Annotated in this window: 15 protein-coding genes; 11 read left to right on the top strand and 4 right to left on the bottom strand. The window is 66.9% G+C overall.

Annotated elements, in window-relative coordinates:
- The 4 genes from lexA to trpC form a co-directional block, all read right to left on the bottom strand.
- A complete protein-coding gene (gene lexA, locus FYJ91_RS14360; protein ID WP_149522946.1) occupies positions 1-669 on the bottom strand; it encodes a transcriptional repressor LexA in 669 nt (222 codons plus the stop codon).
- A 76-nt stretch (positions 670-745) separates the two neighbouring features.
- Positions 746-1,936 (bottom strand): molybdopterin molybdotransferase MoeA, encoded by a 1,191-nt coding sequence (locus FYJ91_RS14355; protein ID WP_149522945.1) that lies wholly within the window; start codon positions 1,934-1,936, stop codon positions 746-748.
- Complete coding sequence (gene moaC, locus FYJ91_RS14350) at positions 1,933-2,406, bottom strand: cyclic pyranopterin monophosphate synthase MoaC (protein WP_149522944.1); 474 nt, start codon at positions 2,404-2,406, stop codon at positions 1,933-1,935. Before moaC ends, FYJ91_RS14355 begins: the two co-directional genes overlap by 4 nt.
- Positions 2,403-3,194 (bottom strand): indole-3-glycerol phosphate synthase TrpC, encoded by a 792-nt coding sequence (gene trpC, locus FYJ91_RS14345; RefSeq protein ID WP_149523377.1) that lies wholly within the window; start codon positions 3,192-3,194, stop codon positions 2,403-2,405. The genes moaC and trpC overlap by 4 nt, the downstream gene beginning before the upstream one ends.
- A 144-nt stretch (positions 3,195-3,338) precedes the next feature.
- Here trpC and FYJ91_RS14340 point away from each other — a divergent pair, with 144 nt between their 5' ends.
- From FYJ91_RS14340 to FYJ91_RS14290, 11 genes are all read left to right on the top strand, one after another.
- Complete coding sequence (locus FYJ91_RS14340; protein WP_149522943.1) at positions 3,339-4,844, top strand: efflux transporter outer membrane subunit; 1,506 nt, start codon at positions 3,339-3,341, stop codon at positions 4,842-4,844.
- The gene (locus tag FYJ91_RS14335) at positions 4,841-6,235 is read left to right on the top strand and encodes an efflux RND transporter periplasmic adaptor subunit (protein ID WP_149522942.1); all 1,395 of its coding nucleotides are present in this window, start codon (positions 4,841-4,843) and stop codon (positions 6,233-6,235) included. The genes FYJ91_RS14340 and FYJ91_RS14335 overlap by 4 nt, the downstream gene beginning before the upstream one ends.
- On the top strand, positions 6,225-6,965 hold the full coding sequence (locus tag FYJ91_RS14330) for an ABC transporter ATP-binding protein (RefSeq protein ID WP_149522941.1): 741 nt from the start codon (positions 6,225-6,227) through the stop codon (positions 6,963-6,965). Before FYJ91_RS14335 ends, FYJ91_RS14330 begins: the two co-directional genes overlap by 11 nt.
- Positions 6,965-8,173: an ABC transporter permease gene (locus FYJ91_RS14325; protein WP_149522940.1), complete on the top strand. Its 1,209-nt coding sequence runs from the start codon at positions 6,965-6,967 to the stop codon at positions 8,171-8,173. Before FYJ91_RS14330 ends, FYJ91_RS14325 begins: the two co-directional genes overlap by 1 nt.
- Positions 8,170-8,886: an EF-hand domain-containing protein gene (locus FYJ91_RS14320; RefSeq protein WP_181008519.1), complete on the top strand. Its 717-nt coding sequence runs from the start codon at positions 8,170-8,172 to the stop codon at positions 8,884-8,886. Before FYJ91_RS14325 ends, FYJ91_RS14320 begins: the two co-directional genes overlap by 4 nt.
- The gene (locus tag FYJ91_RS14315) at positions 8,883-9,596 is read left to right on the top strand and encodes a response regulator (protein ID WP_181008518.1); all 714 of its coding nucleotides are present in this window, start codon (positions 8,883-8,885) and stop codon (positions 9,594-9,596) included. The genes FYJ91_RS14320 and FYJ91_RS14315 overlap by 4 nt, the downstream gene beginning before the upstream one ends.
- Entirely contained in the window at positions 9,593-11,026 is a 1,434-nt protein-coding gene (locus tag FYJ91_RS14310; protein ID WP_149522939.1) for an ATP-binding protein, read from the top strand. Before FYJ91_RS14315 ends, FYJ91_RS14310 begins: the two co-directional genes overlap by 4 nt.
- Before the next feature lie 165 nt (positions 11,027-11,191).
- Positions 11,192-12,451 carry a 3-methyl-2-oxobutanoate dehydrogenase (2-methylpropanoyl-transferring) subunit alpha gene (locus tag FYJ91_RS14305; RefSeq protein ID WP_149522938.1) on the top strand — a complete coding sequence of 420 codons (1,260 nt, stop codon included), beginning with the start codon at positions 11,192-11,194 and terminating at the stop codon, positions 12,449-12,451.
- Between the two features lie 17 nt (positions 12,452-12,468).
- Positions 12,469-13,473, top strand: coding sequence for an alpha-ketoacid dehydrogenase subunit beta (locus tag FYJ91_RS14300; protein WP_149523375.1), 1,005 nt, complete (start codon positions 12,469-12,471; stop codon positions 13,471-13,473).
- 5 nt (positions 13,474-13,478) lie between these two features.
- Positions 13,479-14,771, top strand: coding sequence for a dihydrolipoamide acetyltransferase family protein (locus FYJ91_RS14295; RefSeq protein WP_149522937.1), 1,293 nt, complete (start codon positions 13,479-13,481; stop codon positions 14,769-14,771).
- 70 nt (positions 14,772-14,841) lie between these two features.
- A complete protein-coding gene (locus FYJ91_RS14290; protein ID WP_149522936.1) occupies positions 14,842-15,588 on the top strand; it encodes a YebC/PmpR family DNA-binding transcriptional regulator in 747 nt (248 codons plus the stop codon).
- Positions 15,589-15,660 lie beyond the last annotated feature (72 nt).

Here is a 15,660-nt window from a genome sequence, read left to right as displayed (position 1 = left end):
TCAGTAGCGCCGCAGCAGGCCGGCGAGCTTGCCCTGCACCTGCACCTGATCGGGGGCATAACGCTGCGGGTCGTAGGCGCGATTGGCCGGATCGAGCCGGATCATCGTGCCTTCGCGGCGGAAATATTTGAGGGTCGCTTCGGCGCCGGCGATCAAAGCGACGACGATATCGCCGTCACGCGCGGTCTGCGCGCTGCGGATCAGCGCGTAGTCGCCGTCGAGAATGCCGGCCTCGACCATCGAATCCCCCGACACTTCGAGCGCATAATGTTCGCCGGGGCCGAGCAAAGCGGCGGGCACCGACAGGCTGCTCTGTCCTTCCAGCGCCTCGATCGGCACACCGGCGGCGATGCGGCCGTGCAGCGGGATTTCGAGGACGTTCTCGTTCGCGGCGACGGGCGCGGGCACGTTGGTGTTCGCGGGCTTGGGCGTCTTGGATGGCTTCGGCGTCGCCGTCTCTGGCATCCGCACCACCTCCAGCGCGCGGGCGCGGTTGGGCAGGCGGCGGATGAAGTTGCGTTCCTCCAGCGCCGAGATCAGCCGATGGACGCCCGACTTCGACTTGAGATCGAGCGCGTCCTTCATCTCCTCGAACGAGGGTGAAACCCCGGTCTCGGCCAGTCGGTCGTGGATGAAGACGAGCAGTTCATGTTGCTTGGCGGTGAGCATCGCCGGCCCCTCACATGACGGTTCCGGCACGTCGCCAGAACGAACGCGGAACATTTAGGCAACCGTTACGGGCGTGTCAAGCGAGGGAAAGCAACTCGACCGCATCGCCCACAAGGGCTGGTGGCGCATGGGGCGGGCGGACCACCAGATGATCGGCGGCCGCCAACGCGGAGAGGCCGGCGCTGTCCTGCCCCATCAGGGGATGGACGAGGCCATCGGCCAGGCGCGCGCGCGGATATTCGGCACGCACGCCTGTCGCGGGCAGCCCGGCGGCGAGGATACCGGTGACGCAGCGCGGCAGCGGGCTGTTCGATCCGAGCAGGTGCGCGATCAGGGGCTTGAGGAACAAGGTCGCGGTGACGAAGGCCGACACCGGATTGCCGGGAAGTCCGAGGACGATCGCGTCGCCCAGTCGCGCGATCATTACCGGCTTGCCGGGCTTCATCGCGACCTTCCAGAAATCGATCGTCGCACCCGCCGCTTGGAGCGCAGGGAGGACGAGGTCGTGATCGCCGACCGACGCGCCGCCGGTCGTGACGATGATGTCGGAATTCCCCGCAGCCGTCGCAAAGGCCGCCCCGATCGCGCCGAGATCGTCGCGGACGATGCCGTGATCGGTGACGGAGCAGGCGAGCGGTGCGAGCAGGCCCGCGAGCATCGGGCCGTTCGATGCGGGGAGCAGGGATCCGGGCGTCGGCTCGCCGGGCGGGACCAGCTCGTCCCCGGTCGACAGGATCGCGACGCGCGGGCGACGGCGGACGGGAAGGGTCGCGTGGCCGCCCGATGCTGCCAGCGCGATCGCGGCCGGGTTGAACAATGCTCCGGCGGCGATCAGAGTCTCGCCCTCGGCAAAGTCGCCGCCGACGGGGCGGATGAATTCGGCGATCGCCTTGGGGCCTTCTCCGCTCATGGTCAGGCGGTCGCCATCGCGGCTCGCCTCTTCCTGGATCAGGATTGCATCGGCACCTTGCGGAACGGGCGCGCCGGTGAAGATGCGCGCCGCTTCGCCGGTCCCCAGCGCGCGATCGAGCCCGCCGCCCGCCGCGCTCTCGCCGATCACGGTCCACGGGCCGGGACGCTCGGCGAAGCGGATCGCATAGCCGTCCATGGCCGACAGCGGCAGTGCGGGCTGGGTGCGTCGGGCGCGAACGTCCTCGGCGGCGTAACGGCCCACCGCGTCGATCAGCGAAACACTCTCGACCGTACACACGGCGGCGAGCGCGAGCATCCGCGCCTGTGCTTCGGCAACAGGCAGCAACCCCGTCATCCCGCGCGCCAGTCGCCCGATTTGCCGCCGGTCTTGGCGAGCAGGCGGACCCCTTCGATCCGCATGCCTTTGTCCATCGCCTTGGCCATGTCGTAGATTGTGAGCAACGCGACCGAGACGGCGGTCATCGCCTCCATCTCGATGCCCGTGGTGTAGGCGGTGACGACGGTTGCGGTGGCGCGGATGCCGTCGGCCTCGATTGCAAGGTCGAGCGTGACGCCCGCGATCGGGAGCGGGTGGCAGAGCGGGATCAGCTCGGCGGTCTTCTTCGCCGCCATGATCCCGGCGATGCGCGCGACGGCGAGGACGTCGCCCTTCTGGACCGATCCTTCGGCAATCGCGGCGAGCGCGACGGGCGCGATCAGGATGCGGCCTTCGGCGGTGGCGCTGCGCTGCGTGGTCGCCTTGGCCGAAATGTCGACCATGCGCGCCGCGCCCTCGGCGTCGATATGGGTGAGCTTGTCGGTCATGCCCCGAGGAGCAGGCGTCGGGTGGCCGCCGCGACATCGGCCTCGCGCATCAGCGCCTCGCCCACCAGGAAACAGCGCACGCCATGCTCGGCCATCGCATCGAGATCGGCCTTCGATCCCAGCCCGCTCTCGGCGACGAAGGTGCAGCCTTCGGGGGCGCGGCCGACCAGTTCATAGGTGCGCGCGAAATCGACGCTGAAGTCGCGCAGGTCGCGATTGTTGACCCCGATCAGTCGCGATTTGAGCGCGAGCGCGCGATCGAGTTCGGCGGCGTCGTGGACTTCGACGAGGACGTCCATGCCCCATTCGATCGCCGCCGCCTCGATCTCGGCCATTGCGCTGTCCTCGAGCGCCGCGACGATGATCAGGATCGCGTCCGCGCCCAGTGCGCGCGCCTCGGCCACCTGCCACGGGTCGACCATGAAGTCTTTGCGCAGGCAGGGCAGCGTGCACGCTTCGCGCGCGGCGACCAGATATTCGTCATGCCCCTGAAAATAGGGAACGTCGGTCAGCACCGACAGGCAGGCTGCACCGGCGCTTTCGTAAGCGCGGGCATGCGCGGGCGGATCGAAATCGGCGCGAATCAGCCCTTTTGAGGGCGACGCCCTCTTGATCTCGGCGATCAGCGCGTGGCCGATGCCGGCCTTGCGATCGAGTGCGGCGCGAAAACCGCGCGGGGCCGATTGTGCCTTTGCGGCGGCATCGAGCGCGCCCTGGCTGGTCGCGGCCTTGCGGGCGGTGACGTGATCGCGCTTCGTGTCGCAGATTTCGATAAGCTTGTTCGCCATGATCCGGCCCGCATAGCGGCTGCGCGCGGGGGCGGAAAGGCCCGTTACGGTTGCGGGCGGGGCGGTTCGCGGCCTATGTGCAGGTGCGAACAGATGTTTCATGCGTGAAATCTGCTGACAGGAAAGCCCCCTAGACCGGTGACGATGCGGCACGGCCTGAACAGACTTGCGATCGGCGCGATGCTGCCGGGGCTGGTGCCCCTGGTGCTCCTCGCCGGGTGCGCGGTCGGACCCGATTACAAACCCAGGGCCAATGCCGAACTGAAGGTGCCGCGCGCCTTCGTGGCATCGGACCCGAGCGAGGCGGATGCCGAACCGCTCGATCTTGCTCAATGGTGGCGCGAGTTCGATGATCCGGTACTGACCGGGCTGGTCGATCGCGCCTTCACCGCCAATCTCGATATCGCCTCGGCTGCCGCGCGGCTGGCGCAGGCGCGCGCGACGTTGCGGGGCACGCAGGGGCAATTGCTGCCGACGGTCGACGCAAGCGGGTCTGTCAATCGGTCGGTCGGCAATCAGAGTTCGGCCTTCATCGATCCGACGACGGGGCAGACGGTGTCGCGTGGCGGCGACACGACCATCTATCGCGGCAGCGCGACCGTGGCGTGGGAAGCCGATGTGTTCGGCCGCATCCGCCGATCGGTCGAAGCGGCGCGCGCCGATGCGCAGGCGCAGGCGGCGAACCTGGCCTTTGCGCAGGCGGGCGTCGCGTCCGAAGTCGGCCTCAATTACGTCAACGCCCGCCTTGCCCAGATCCGCCTGCGGATCGCGCGCGACAATCTGGCGGCGCAGGACGATACGCTCCAGATCGTCGGTTGGCGGCGGCAGGCGGGGCTGGTCAGCAGCCTCGATTTCGAACAGGCGCGGCAATTGCGATCGCAGACCGCCGCCTCGCTGCCGGGGATCGAGAATGACTATCTGACCGCGGTTAACCGGATCGCGGTCTTGTTGGGGGAGGCCCCGGGGGCGATCACGCCGCTGATCGATCCGCCCGCCTCGCTGCCGCTGGCGCCGGGGGTGGGCGCGCCTATCCCGGCGATGGTGGTGCAGAGGCGCCCCGACATTCGCCAGGCCGAACGGACCCTCGCCGCCCAAGTCGCGCGGATCGGCGTGCAGACCGCGCAGCTTTATCCCGCGCTGCGCCTGTCGGGATCGTTCAGCGGATCCGCGACGTCGGTCGGCAATGTCATCGACGACGGCGTTGGCCAGTTGCTCGCCGGAATCACCGCGCCGATTTTTCAGGGGGGACAGATTCGCGCGGCGATCAGGGGGCAGCGTGCCTCTGCGGATGCGGCGCTCGCCAGCTATCGCTCGACCGTGCTCGTGGCGCTCGAAGAGGTCGAAAATGCGCTCAAGGGGCGCGAGGCGGCCGAGCGCAGCGTGCGTGACGTATCGATCGGGGCGGAGGCGGCGGCGAACGCGCTGATCTATGCGCAGGATCAATATCGCGCCGGACTGATCGATTTTCAGGCGCTGCTCGACGCGCAGCGCACCCGGCTGTCGAGCCAGGACAGCGAGGCGCAGGCACGCGCAGCGCGCGCTACCGCGACGATCCAGCTTTACAAGGCGCTTGGCGGCGGATGGGAATCCGCGCCGACGCCTGCGGCCGGCCCCTATGAGGGCGGCACCAATTCCAAGACGAGGCCATGATGGACCAACCGACCAGCGATCCGCACAGCGACGATCTCGACGCCTTTCTGGGTGTCGAGCCCAAGTCCGAGCGCGCGCTGTGGATCCGGCGTGGCGCGATCGGGCTGGCGGCGGTCGTCGGCCTGCTGATCGTTTGGCGGCTGTTCACCGGCAGCGGCAACGACACGGCCTATGCGACCCGCGCGGTGGAGCGTGGCGACTTGACCGTCATCGTCTCCGCCACTGGCAATCTCGCGCCGACCAATCAGGTCGATGTCGGCTCCGAACAGTCAGGCACGGTGACCGAGGTCTATGTCGACAACAATGACCGGGTGAAGAAGGGGCAGCTGATCGCCAAGATCGATCCGCAGCGTTTTCAGGATACCGTGAATCAGGGTCGCGCGGGCGTCGCATCCGCCGAAGCGAGCGTGCAGCAGGCAGAGGCGACGTTGCTTCAGTCGCGCGCGACTTTGCGCCGGATGGAGCAGGTCTATAAATTGTCGGGCGGCAAGGTGCCGTCGGGCACCGAACTTGACACCGCCCGCGCCGATGTGGCCCGCGGCGAGGCGGGCGTGGCGACCGCCAGGGCGTCGGTCGAACAGGCCAAGGCCACACTGTCGACCGCCGAATTCAACCTGAGCCGCGTCTCGATCAAGTCGCCCGTCAACGGGCAGGTCCTGTCGCGATCGATCGAGCCGGGGCAGACCGTCGCCGCCTCGTTCAATGCGCCGGTGCTGTTCACCATCGCCGAGGATCTCCATCAGATGCGGCTCGAGGTGAAGGTGGACGAGGCCGATGTCGGGCAGGTGGCCAAGGGCCAGCGCGCGACATTCACGGTCGATGCCTTCCCGGGCCGTACCTTTCCCGCGTCGATCGAACGGGTCGATGTCGGCGCGAATGCGGCGAGCGCGTCGTCATCGTCGAGCAGTTCGACGACGGCCGCCACGACGAGCGGCGTCGTCGCCTATACGGCGCGGCTCACCGTCGCGAACAAGCAGGGCGTGCTGCGTCCGGGCATGACCGCGACCGCGGACATCGTCACGTCGGAGCGCAAGAATGTGCTGCTGCTGCCGACGGCGGCCTTGCGCTTCACGCCCAGCAATGGTGCCAGCGCCAATCAGGGTGGGGGCATCACCAGCGTGATCGCCCCGCCGCGCCCGCGGCGTGGCGGCGGTGGTGCGGGCCGTGAGGCCGTGATCGGGCGCGGCAGCAAGCAGACCGTCTATATCGTGGGTTCGGGCGGCAAGCCGAAGCCGGTCGAAGTGACGGTTGGCGAGAGCAATGGCAGCCTGGTCGAGATCGTCGGTGGCGAGCTGAAAGAAGGCGATCAGGTCGTCATCGGCCAATATGCGAGCGGCCAGTCGGGTGGTGGGTCGGGCTCCGGCGGCGGGCAGCGGCGCAATGCCCAATGAACCCGGCGCGTCCGACGCGCTGATCCAGCTTCGCGGCGTCACCAAGACCTTCGGTGAAGGCGCGACCGCCTTTCAGGCGCTCAAGGGCGTCGATCTGGATATCGCGCGCGGCGATTTCGTCGCCGTCATGGGCCCGTCGGGTTCCGGCAAGTCGACGACGATGAACATATTGGGCTGTCTCGATGTGCCGACCTCGGGCCAGTTCCGGTTCAAGGGGCACGCCGTCGAAACGCTCGATCGCGATCAACGCGCGTTGCTGCGGCGCCGCTATCTCGGCTTCGTGTTTCAGGGGTTCAACCTGCTCGCGCGCACCACCGCGCTGGAAAATGTCGAACTGCCGCTGGTCTATCGCGGCGAGGACAAGGCCAAGCGGCACGAACTCGGCATGGCCGCGCTCGACAAGGTTGGTCTCGCCGACTGGTGGGATCACACCCCGGCCGAGCTTTCGGGCGGCCAGCAGCAGCGCGTTGCGATCGCGCGCGCGATCGTCACCCATCCCGACGTGTTGTTGGCGGACGAGCCGACCGGCAATCTCGATTCGGCGCGCTCGATCGAGATCATGGAGCTGCTGACCGATCTCAACCGCAACAGCGGGATCACCGTCCTGATGGTCACCCACGAACCCGACATGGCGGCGTTTGCGCGCACGATCATCCACTTCAAGGATGGCCTCGTCGAACGGATCGACCAAGGTTCGGGCGATCGCGCAGGCGCAGGAGCGACTGCCTGATGTGGGCGACCACGCTCCTCCTCGCGATCCGCGAGATCAGGCGGCACCTGCTGCGATCCTTCCTGACGATCCTCGGCATCGTCATCGGCGTCTGGGCGGTCGTGACGATGGTGACGCTGGGCAATGGCGCGACCCAGGCGGTGAAGACGCAAATCTCCAGCCTGGGTGCCAACGTGCTCCAGATCCGGCCCGGCCAGGGCTTCGGGCGTGGCGGCGGCGGGCCGCAGCCGCCCGATTTCAAGATCGAGGATCTTGATGCGATCCGCGAACAGATCGTCGGTGTGACTGCGGTCGCGCCGCAGGTCCAGTCGACCGGGGCGGCGGTCTATAATGCCGCCAACTGGTCGACGACGATCAACGGCACCAATCGCGAGTATTTCATCGCGCAGCCCTGGACGATCACCGAGGGGCGCATCTTTTCCGAAGCCGAGGAGCAGGCGGGCAAGGCGGTGTGCGTGATCGGCAATACGGTCAACAGCCGGCTGTTCCGCGGCGTCGACGCGGTGGGCCAGCGCTTCCGCATCAAGAATATCAGCTGCGAGGTGATCGGTACGCTCGCGGCCAAGGGGCAGGGCGGTTTCGGCAATGATCAGGACGATGTCGTGATCATGCCGTACAAGGCGGTCCAGCGCCGGATGACGGGCAATCGTGACGTGCGCGCGATCCTGGTCTCGGTCGACGAAGCCTATGACAGCCAGAAGGTGCAGTCAGCGCTCAAGGAATTGCTGCGTGAGCGGCGGCACCTGACGGCCGAGGCCGAGGATGACTTCAACATCTTCGATACCAAACAGATTTCGGACACCCTGTCGGGCACCACCCAGATCCTGACCGCGCTGCTGGGCGCTGTGGCGGCGGTCAGCCTGCTGGTCGGCGGGATCGGCATCATGAACATCATGCTGGTGTCGGTGACCGAGCGGACGCGCGAGATCGGCATCCGCCTCGCGATCGGCGCGGTGGGCAAGGAGGTGCTGATGCAGTTCCTGGTCGAAGCCGTGGTGCTGTCGTCGCTCGGCGGGCTGATGGGCCTCGTCCTCGCTCTGCTGTCGACGCTGGCGCTCGCGCCGGTGCTGAAAGTGCCCTTCATCTTCGATCCGCAGATCAACCTGCTCGCCTTCTTCTTCTCGGCGGCGATCGGCGTGGTCTTCGGCTATTTCCCCGCCAAGCGTGCGGCCTCGCTCAACCCCATCGAAGCGCTGCGGCACGAATGAGGATCGCGCTCGCTTTGCTGGCCGCAGCGCTTTCGACCGCCGCTGTGGCGAAGAAGGCCGATCCTGCCGTCTGCCCCGGCCCGATCCCGACGCAGTTGTTCATGTCGCCCGTCGGCGAACCCTTCCGCCCCCAGCCCGATGGCGGCGATCCGGTGACGCGCTGGTTCGACGGCGCCGATCGCAACCATGACGGGCAGCTGACCCAGAGCGAGCTGATCCTCGACGCCGATCGCTTCTTTGCGACGCTCGACAAGGATCACAATGGCGAGCTGCTGCCCGATGAAATCAGCGACTATGAGGAGAATGTCGCGCCCGAAGTGAAGCTGTATCGGGCACGGCAAGCGGGAGCGCCCCCCGCCGAACGGCCGAGCGCCGAAGCGGTGCGCGAGGCGCGTGAGCGGGCGAAACGGCGCGCCAAGGGCGACGGCGGCTATGACGGGCCGATGGGGGCGGGGCGCTACGCCTTCGTCAACGTCCCCAATCCGGTCGCGGGCGCCGATGCCGATCTCAACCGCGCGATCGACCGCGACGAGTTTCGCCGGATGGCGGCCGATCGTTTCCGCGAACTCGACCCCAATCTCACCAAGATGCTGACCCTCGCCACCCTGCCGCGCACCCCCGCGCAGATCGAGGCGAACCGGCGTTGCATCGAAAAGCTCAAGGAGAAGGCGTCGGGCAGGGCGCCGCAGAAACGCAAGGAGCCCAGCCCGTGAACCCGCCCAATGCCCAGTCCAACATCCTGGTCGTCGACGACGACAATGATCTGCGCACTTTGATCACCGATTTCCTGCGCCAGAACGGCCTGTCGGTCGAAAGCGCGGAAGATGCGGTGGCGATGGATGCGGCGATCGCGGCGAAGCGGCCCGACCTGATCGTGCTCGACTTGATGATGCCGGGCGAGGACGGGCTGTCGGTGCTCCGTCGTATCCGAAAGCCAGGCGGCCCAGCCATCATCATGCTGTCCGCGATGGGCGAGGATACCGATCGGATCATCGGGCTCGAAGTCGGTGCCGACGATTATTTGCCCAAGCCGTGCAATCCGCGCGAACTGCTCGCCCGCATCCGTGCGGTACTGCGCCGCAAGGCGGAGGAGGCCGGGGCCGCCAATGGCAGCGGGCAGCAGCGCCGGTTCGGCGCGTGGGCGCTCGACGTCGTCCAGCGCGAGGTGCGCCGTGCGGGCACTGCGCCCGCGCCGCTGACCGATGCCGAATTCCGCGTCCTCGTCGCCTTCCTCGATCGGCCGCAGCGCGTGCTGACCCGCGATCAGATCATCGAAGCGGGCAAGGGGCTCGACAGCGACGTCTATGATCGCGCGATCGACGTGACGATCAGCCGGCTGCGCAAGAAGCTCGGCCCCGACGATCCGATCCGCACCGTGCGCAACGAAGGTTATATGTTCACCCTGAAGGTCGAGGGCGAATGATGAAGGCGATCGCCCGGCTGCCGATCTTCTGGCAGACCCTGCTGCTGCTGGTTGCTGCGGTGGCGGTGGTGCAGGGCGTGTCGATCGCTCTGTTTCTCTATTCGCCGCCGCCGCGCCCCGATTTCAACCGCCTGTCCGACATCGCCGAGACGCTGGCGGGGCGGCGGCTGGATCGCCGGCCGGTGCGGATGCCGCAGATCGGCCCGCTGGGCGAGCCGCGCGACATCATGCGCCAGCGCGAGGACCGTCAGGAACGCCAGCAACGGCAGGAGCGCGGCAATGCGGTTCGCGAGCGCGCCCTGAGTGTCGCGACCATCCCCGACGAGCCGAAGCCCGATCCGGACATGGTGTCCGACGACGTCTTCACCGATCGGCTGGCATCGATGCTCGACGTCGGCGACGGCGATGTACGCCTGTTCTTCGAGGCCGATCAGCGCAGCAACATGCCGTGGGCGCGCGAGCGCAACGTGTTGATCCGCCGCGGCGAACCGATCTTCTTCGACACGGTGGTGGCGGGCGTACGCACCGCCGACGGCTGGCGCGTGGTTCGCACCCCGCCGCGCCCCTTCCTGCCGCGCTGGCAGCGGCAGATGCTGCAATTGTTCGCGATCTCCGCGCTGGTGCTCGCGCCATTCGCCTGGGCTTTCGCGCGCGTGCTCGCCCGGCCGATACGCCGCATCGCCGAGGGCGCCGACCGGATGGGCGCCAACCCGCAGGCGCCACCGATCGCCGAGGAAGGCCCCGCCGAAATCCGCACCACGGCGCACGCGCTTAACCGGATGCAGGACCGGCTGGGCACCTATTTGACCGAACGCACCAACATGATCGGGGCGATCGCGCACGATCTGCGCACCCCGCTCGCCCGGATCGCCTTCCGCATCGAAGGCGCACCCGACGACATGCGGCAGAAGGTGCAGGGCGATATCGAACAGATGCGCGCGATGATCGCGGCGACCATCTCCTTCGTACGCGACACGGGGCGGTCGGGGCCGATGGGTCCGGTGTCGCTCGACGCGCTGATCGCCGACATCGCCGCGACCGAGGCGGAGCAGCAACGGCCGGTGACGGCCGGGGCGATCGCGCCGATCACGGTGCAGGGCGATCCGATGGCGTTGCGCCGGATGCTCCAGAACCTCGTCGACAATGGCGTGAACTACGGCGGGGCGGTCGAAATCACGCTTGCGCGCGTCGGACATATGGCCGAACTGCGCGTGTCCGATCGCGGTCCCGGCCTGCCGCCCGATTCGATCGAGCGGATGTTCAAGCCGTTCGAGCGCGGCGATCCCTCGCGCAACCGGACCACTGGCGGCATCGGGCTGGGCTTGTCGATCGCGCGTGCGATCGCGCAGGAACATGGGGGCAGCCTTGCGCTCAAGAATCGCGACGGCGGGGGGCTGGCGGCCGTCGCCTGCCTGCCGATCGGCGACTGATTTCGCTCGGGACGTCGATTCCGCACGGATATTTCGCGGGCGTCACGGCGTTGGCAAGGATCGGGCGAATTGATGCCTGACCCCTCGCAGCGCTTTGTAATTTAATATCGGGGGCATATAACTTTCGCAAAGGCGGCTGAAGCCGTCATGAGAGAGGAACGCTGGATGACCGGGCGCAATCTGCCGCCGCTATCGCTCCATGTGCCCGAACCGCGCTTTCGCCCCGGCGACGCGGTCGACTTCGCCGATTTCGACATGCCGGTGGCGGGCGCCGTCGCGCGGCCGGAGATCGGCACCGCCCCCGCCGAGATGCGCGACCATAGCTATGCGATGGTCCGCGTCCTCGACGATCAGGGGAATGCGCAGGGGCCGTGGGATCCGCGTTTAGCGCCCGAAACCCTGCTCAAGATGCTCCGCCACATGGCACTGGTCCGCGCCTATGACGAGCGGCTCTATCGCGCGCAGCGGCAGGGCAAGACCAGCTTTTACATGAAGTGCACCGGCGAGGAGGCGACCTCGATCGCCGCCACCCACGCGCTCGACTATGACGACATGTGTTTCCCCAGCTATCGCCAGCAGGGCATATTGATCGCGCGCGAATGGCCGCTGGTCGACATGATGAACCAGGTCTTTTCGAACAAGGGCGATCGGCTGAAGGGCCGCCAGATGCCGATCATGTATTCGGCGCGGCAGGCCAATTTCTTCTCGATCTCGGGCAATCTCGCCACCCAATATCCGCAGGCGGTCGGCTGGGCGATGGCCAGTGCGGCGCGCGGCGACACGCGCATCTCAGCGGTCTGGTGTGGCGAGGGATCGACGGCGGAGGGCGACTTCCATTCGGCACTCACTTTCGCCGCCGTCTATCGCGCGCCGGTGATCCTCAACGTGATCAACAACCAGTGGGCGATCTCGTCCTTTTCGGGCTTTGCGGGCGCCGAGGCGACGACCTTCGCGGCGCGCGCGGTGGGCTATGGCATCGCCGGGCTGCGCGTCGATGGTAACGATGCGCTCGCGGTCTATGCGGCGACCCAATGGGCGGCCGATCGCGCGCGCGGCAATCACGGCCCGACCCTGATCGAACATTTCACCTATCGCGCCGAAGGCCATTCGACTTCGGACGACCCGACCAAATATCGATCGGCCGAGGAAAGCACCAACTGGCCACTCGGCGATCCGATCGCGCGGCTGAAGCAGCACGTCATCGCGCTCGGCATCTGGGACGAGGAGCGCCACGCCGCGATGGACCGCGAAGTCGCCGAACTGTGCAAGGCGGCGCAGCGCGAATCCGAGGCGCTCGGCACGCTCCACGACGGCCTCAAGCAGCCGTTCGATTCGATGTTCGAGGACGTGTTCGAAGAGATGCCCTGGCACCTCAAGGAACAGAGCCAGCAGATGCGCGACGAGCGCAAGGCGGCGGGGATATGAGCGACGAAACCCGCACCATGAACATGATCCAGGCGATCAATTCGGCCATCGACATCTGCATGGGCCGCGATGACGAGATCGTCGTGCTGGGCGAGGATGTCGGCTTCTTCGGCGGCGTGTTCAAGGCGACCGAGGGGCTTCAGGCCAAATATGGCAAGACCCGCGTGTTCGACACGCCGATCACCGAATGCGGCATCATCGGCGTCGCGGTGGGCATGGCGACCTATGGCCTGCGTCCGGTGCCCGAAATCCAGTTCGCCGACTATATCTATCCCGCGCTCGATCAGCTCGTGTCCGAAGCGGCGCGGCTGCGCTATCGGTCGGCGGGCGAATATACCGCGCCGATCACGGTGCGGACACCCTTCGGTGGCGGCATCTTCGGCGGGCAGACGCACAGCCAGTCGCCCGAAGGCATCTTCACCCATGTCGCGGGCCTCAAGACGGTGATCCCGTCCAACCCCTATGACGCCAAGGGCCTGCTGATCGCCGCGATCGAGGACAATGATCCGGTGATCTTCTTCGAACCCAAGCGCATCTATAACGGCCCGTTCGACGGCCATTATGATCGCCCGGTCCAACCATGGGCCAAGTTCGCCGAAAGCGCGGTGCCCGAAGGCTATTATCGCGTCGAACTGGGCAAGGCGCGGATCGTGCGGCCGGGTGATGACGTCACGATCCTGGCCTATGGCACGATGGTTCATGTCGCGCAGAGCGTCGTCGCCGATGCCGGCATCGATGCCGAGATCATCGATCTGCGCACCCTTGTTCCGCTCGATCTGGAAACGATCGTGGCGTCGGTGAAGAAGACCGGGCGCTGCGTGGTCGTTCACGAAGCGACCAAGACCAGCGGGTTCGGCGCCGAGCTGTCCGCGCTTGTCCAGGAACATTGCTTCCATCATCTCGAGGCGCCGGTGCAGCGCGTGACCGGTTGGGACACGCCCTATCCGCACAGTCTCGAATGGGCCTATTTCCCCGGCCCCGTCCGCCTCGGCGAAGCGCTCAAGCGCGTCATGCAGGATTGATCGAAATGGGCAGCTACAGCTTCAAATTGCCGGACATCGGCGAAGGCATCGCCGAGGCGGAAATCGTCGCCTGGCACGTCGCGGTCGGCGACATGATCGAGGAGGATGAACCCCTCGCCGATCTGATGACCGACAAGGCGACCGTCGAAATGACCGCGCCGGTTTCCGGCCGGATTGTCGCGCTTGCGGGTGAAGTCGGTGAGATGGTCGCGATCGGATCGATCCTCGCCACGTTCGAGACGGAGGGTGGCGCGGAGCCGGCGACGGAGCCGACCGTCGAGGTTGCGCCGAATGAGGCGGCCGCCGTTGTCGAATCGATCCCCCCCGGAACGGGGAGGGGGACCGGCGAAGCCGGTGGAGGGAGTTCGCCCCCGGAGGCGCCGCCTGTTGAAGCCCCCCTTCACCATCAGCCTGCGGCTGACGGCCCCCCTCCCCGTGCCGGGGAGGATCGAAAGGTCCTTGCCTCTCCCGCCGTCCGAGCCCGCGCCAAGGATCTCGGCATCGATCTCGCATCGGTAAAATCCGCGGGCGATCATGTCCGCCATGCCGATCTCGATGCCTTTATCACCTACAATCGCGGCTACGCGCCCTCGACCGGCAAGCGCGCCGACGAACAGGTGAAGGTGATCGGCCTGCGCCGCCGCATCGCCGAGAATATGGCCGCGTCGAAGCGACATATCCCGCACTTCACCTATGTCGAGGAAATCGACGTCACCAAGCTGGAGGCGTTGCGCGGCGACCTGAACGACACGCGCGGGGACCGGCCCAAGCTGACCCTGCTGCCGCTGCTGATCGTCGCGATCTGCAAGACCATCCCGGATTTCCCGATGATCAACGCGCGCTACGATGATGAGAACGGCATCGTCACGCGCAGCGGGGCGGTGCATCTGGGGATGGCGGCGCAGACCGATGCGGGGCTGATGGTTCCCGTCATCCGCGACGCGCAGGATCGCAACGTCTGGCAGCTCGCATCCGAGATCACCCGCCTTGCCGACGCCGCACGCACGGGCAAGGCGAAGTCGGAGGAGCTTTCGGGATCGACGCTCACGATCACGTCGCTCGGGCCGCTCGGTGGCATCGCGACCACACCGGTGATCAACCGGCCCGAAGTCGCGATCATCGGCCCGAACCGGATCGTCGAACGCCCCGTCTTCCGCGATGGGCAGGTGGTTGCGGCCAAGCTGATGAACCTGTCGATCAGCTGCGATCACCGCGTCGTCGACGGCTGGGACGCGGCCAGTTTCGTGCAGGCATTGAAGCGACTTCTCGAAACCCCGGCGCTACTGTTCGTCGACTGACTTGCGCCGCCCCCTTGGCGGACGCTAGAGAGCCGGCCACTTCACGACAGATCAAGATGAGGGCGCGGCAATGGCCGGTCATAGCAAGTTCAAGAACATCATGCACCGCAAGGGTGCGCAGGATAAGAAGCGCGCGACGCTCTTTTCCAAGCTCAGCCGCGAAATCACCGTCGCGGCCAAGATGGGCCTTCCCGATCCGGCGATGAACGCGCGCCTGCGTTCCGCCGTGATCACCGCGCGCAAGGAAGGCCTGCCAAAAGACAACATCGAACGCTCGATCAACAAGGCTTCGGCCAATGACGGCGCCAATTATGAAGAGGTTCGCTACGAAGGCTTCGGCCCCGGCAGCGTGTCGCTGATCATCGAGACGCTGACCGACAATCGCAACCGCACCGCCACCAACGTCCGCACCGCCGTTTCGAAGAATGGCGGTAATCTGGGCGCGGGCGGTTCGGTGAGCCACGCCTTCGATCGGCTCGGCCTGATCAACTATCCGGCCAGCGCCGGCGATGCTGACAAGGTGTTCGAAGCGGCACTCGAAGCGGGCGCCGAGGACGTGACCTCGACCGAGGACGGCCACGAGATCTGGACCGCGATCGACGCGATCCACGAAGTGTCGAAGGCGCTCGAACCCGTGCTGGGCGAACCCGAAGGCGCGAAGCTCGCCTGGCGCCCGCAGACGATGGTCACGGTGGGCGAGGAGGATGCTGCCAAGCTCCTCAAGCTGATCGACGCGCTCGACGACGATGACGATGTCCAGACCGTCTGGGGCAATTACGACGTGCCCGAAGACGTGATGGAAAAGCTGGGCGGCTAAACCGCTCACCTCCCCACCTCGTCATTGCGAGCGTAGCGAAGCAATCCACTCCAATGCCGGAGTGGATTGCTT

Origin of the sequence: Sphingomonas montanisoli (assembly GCF_008274695.1) — a bacterium.
GTDB classification, from domain to species: Bacteria; Pseudomonadota; Alphaproteobacteria; order Sphingomonadales; family Sphingomonadaceae; genus Rhizorhabdus; species Rhizorhabdus montanisoli.
Note: the sequence above shows the minus strand (reverse complement) of the source record. Positions and strands in the feature narration are given on the sequence as shown.

Excerpts from the sequence above, each read along its gene's own strand:
- FYJ91_RS14325 (WP_149522940.1), top strand. The coding sequence starts at position 6,965 with ATGTGGGCGACCACGCTCCTCCTCGCGATCCGCGAGATCAGGCGGCAC.
- FYJ91_RS14330 (WP_149522941.1), top strand. The coding sequence starts at position 6,225 with ATGCCCAATGAACCCGGCGCGTCCGACGCGCTGATCCAGCTTCGCGGC.
- FYJ91_RS14295 (WP_149522937.1), top strand. The coding sequence starts at position 13,479 with ATGGGCAGCTACAGCTTCAAATTGCCGGACATCGGCGAAGGCATCGCC.
- FYJ91_RS14300 (WP_149523375.1), top strand. The coding sequence starts at position 12,469 with ATGAACATGATCCAGGCGATCAATTCGGCCATCGACATCTGCATGGGC.
- FYJ91_RS14340 (WP_149522943.1), top strand. The coding sequence starts at position 3,339 with ATGCGGCACGGCCTGAACAGACTTGCGATCGGCGCGATGCTGCCGGGG.
- FYJ91_RS14305 (WP_149522938.1), top strand. The coding sequence starts at position 11,192 with ATGACCGGGCGCAATCTGCCGCCGCTATCGCTCCATGTGCCCGAACCG.
- trpC (WP_149523377.1), bottom strand. The coding sequence starts at position 3,194 with ATGGCGAACAAGCTTATCGAAATCTGCGACACGAAGCGCGATCACGTC.
- FYJ91_RS14290 (WP_149522936.1), top strand. The coding sequence starts at position 14,842 with ATGGCCGGTCATAGCAAGTTCAAGAACATCATGCACCGCAAGGGTGCG.
- FYJ91_RS14310 (WP_149522939.1), top strand. The coding sequence starts at position 9,593 with ATGATGAAGGCGATCGCCCGGCTGCCGATCTTCTGGCAGACCCTGCTG.
- FYJ91_RS14355 (WP_149522945.1), bottom strand. The coding sequence starts at position 1,936 with ATGACGGGGTTGCTGCCTGTTGCCGAAGCACAGGCGCGGATGCTCGCG.
- lexA (WP_149522946.1), bottom strand. The coding sequence starts at position 669 with ATGCTCACCGCCAAGCAACATGAACTGCTCGTCTTCATCCACGACCGA.
- FYJ91_RS14335 (WP_149522942.1), top strand. The coding sequence starts at position 4,841 with ATGATGGACCAACCGACCAGCGATCCGCACAGCGACGATCTCGACGCC.
- moaC (WP_149522944.1), bottom strand. The coding sequence starts at position 2,406 with ATGACCGACAAGCTCACCCATATCGACGCCGAGGGCGCGGCGCGCATG.
- FYJ91_RS14320 (WP_181008519.1), top strand. The coding sequence starts at position 8,170 with ATGAGGATCGCGCTCGCTTTGCTGGCCGCAGCGCTTTCGACCGCCGCT.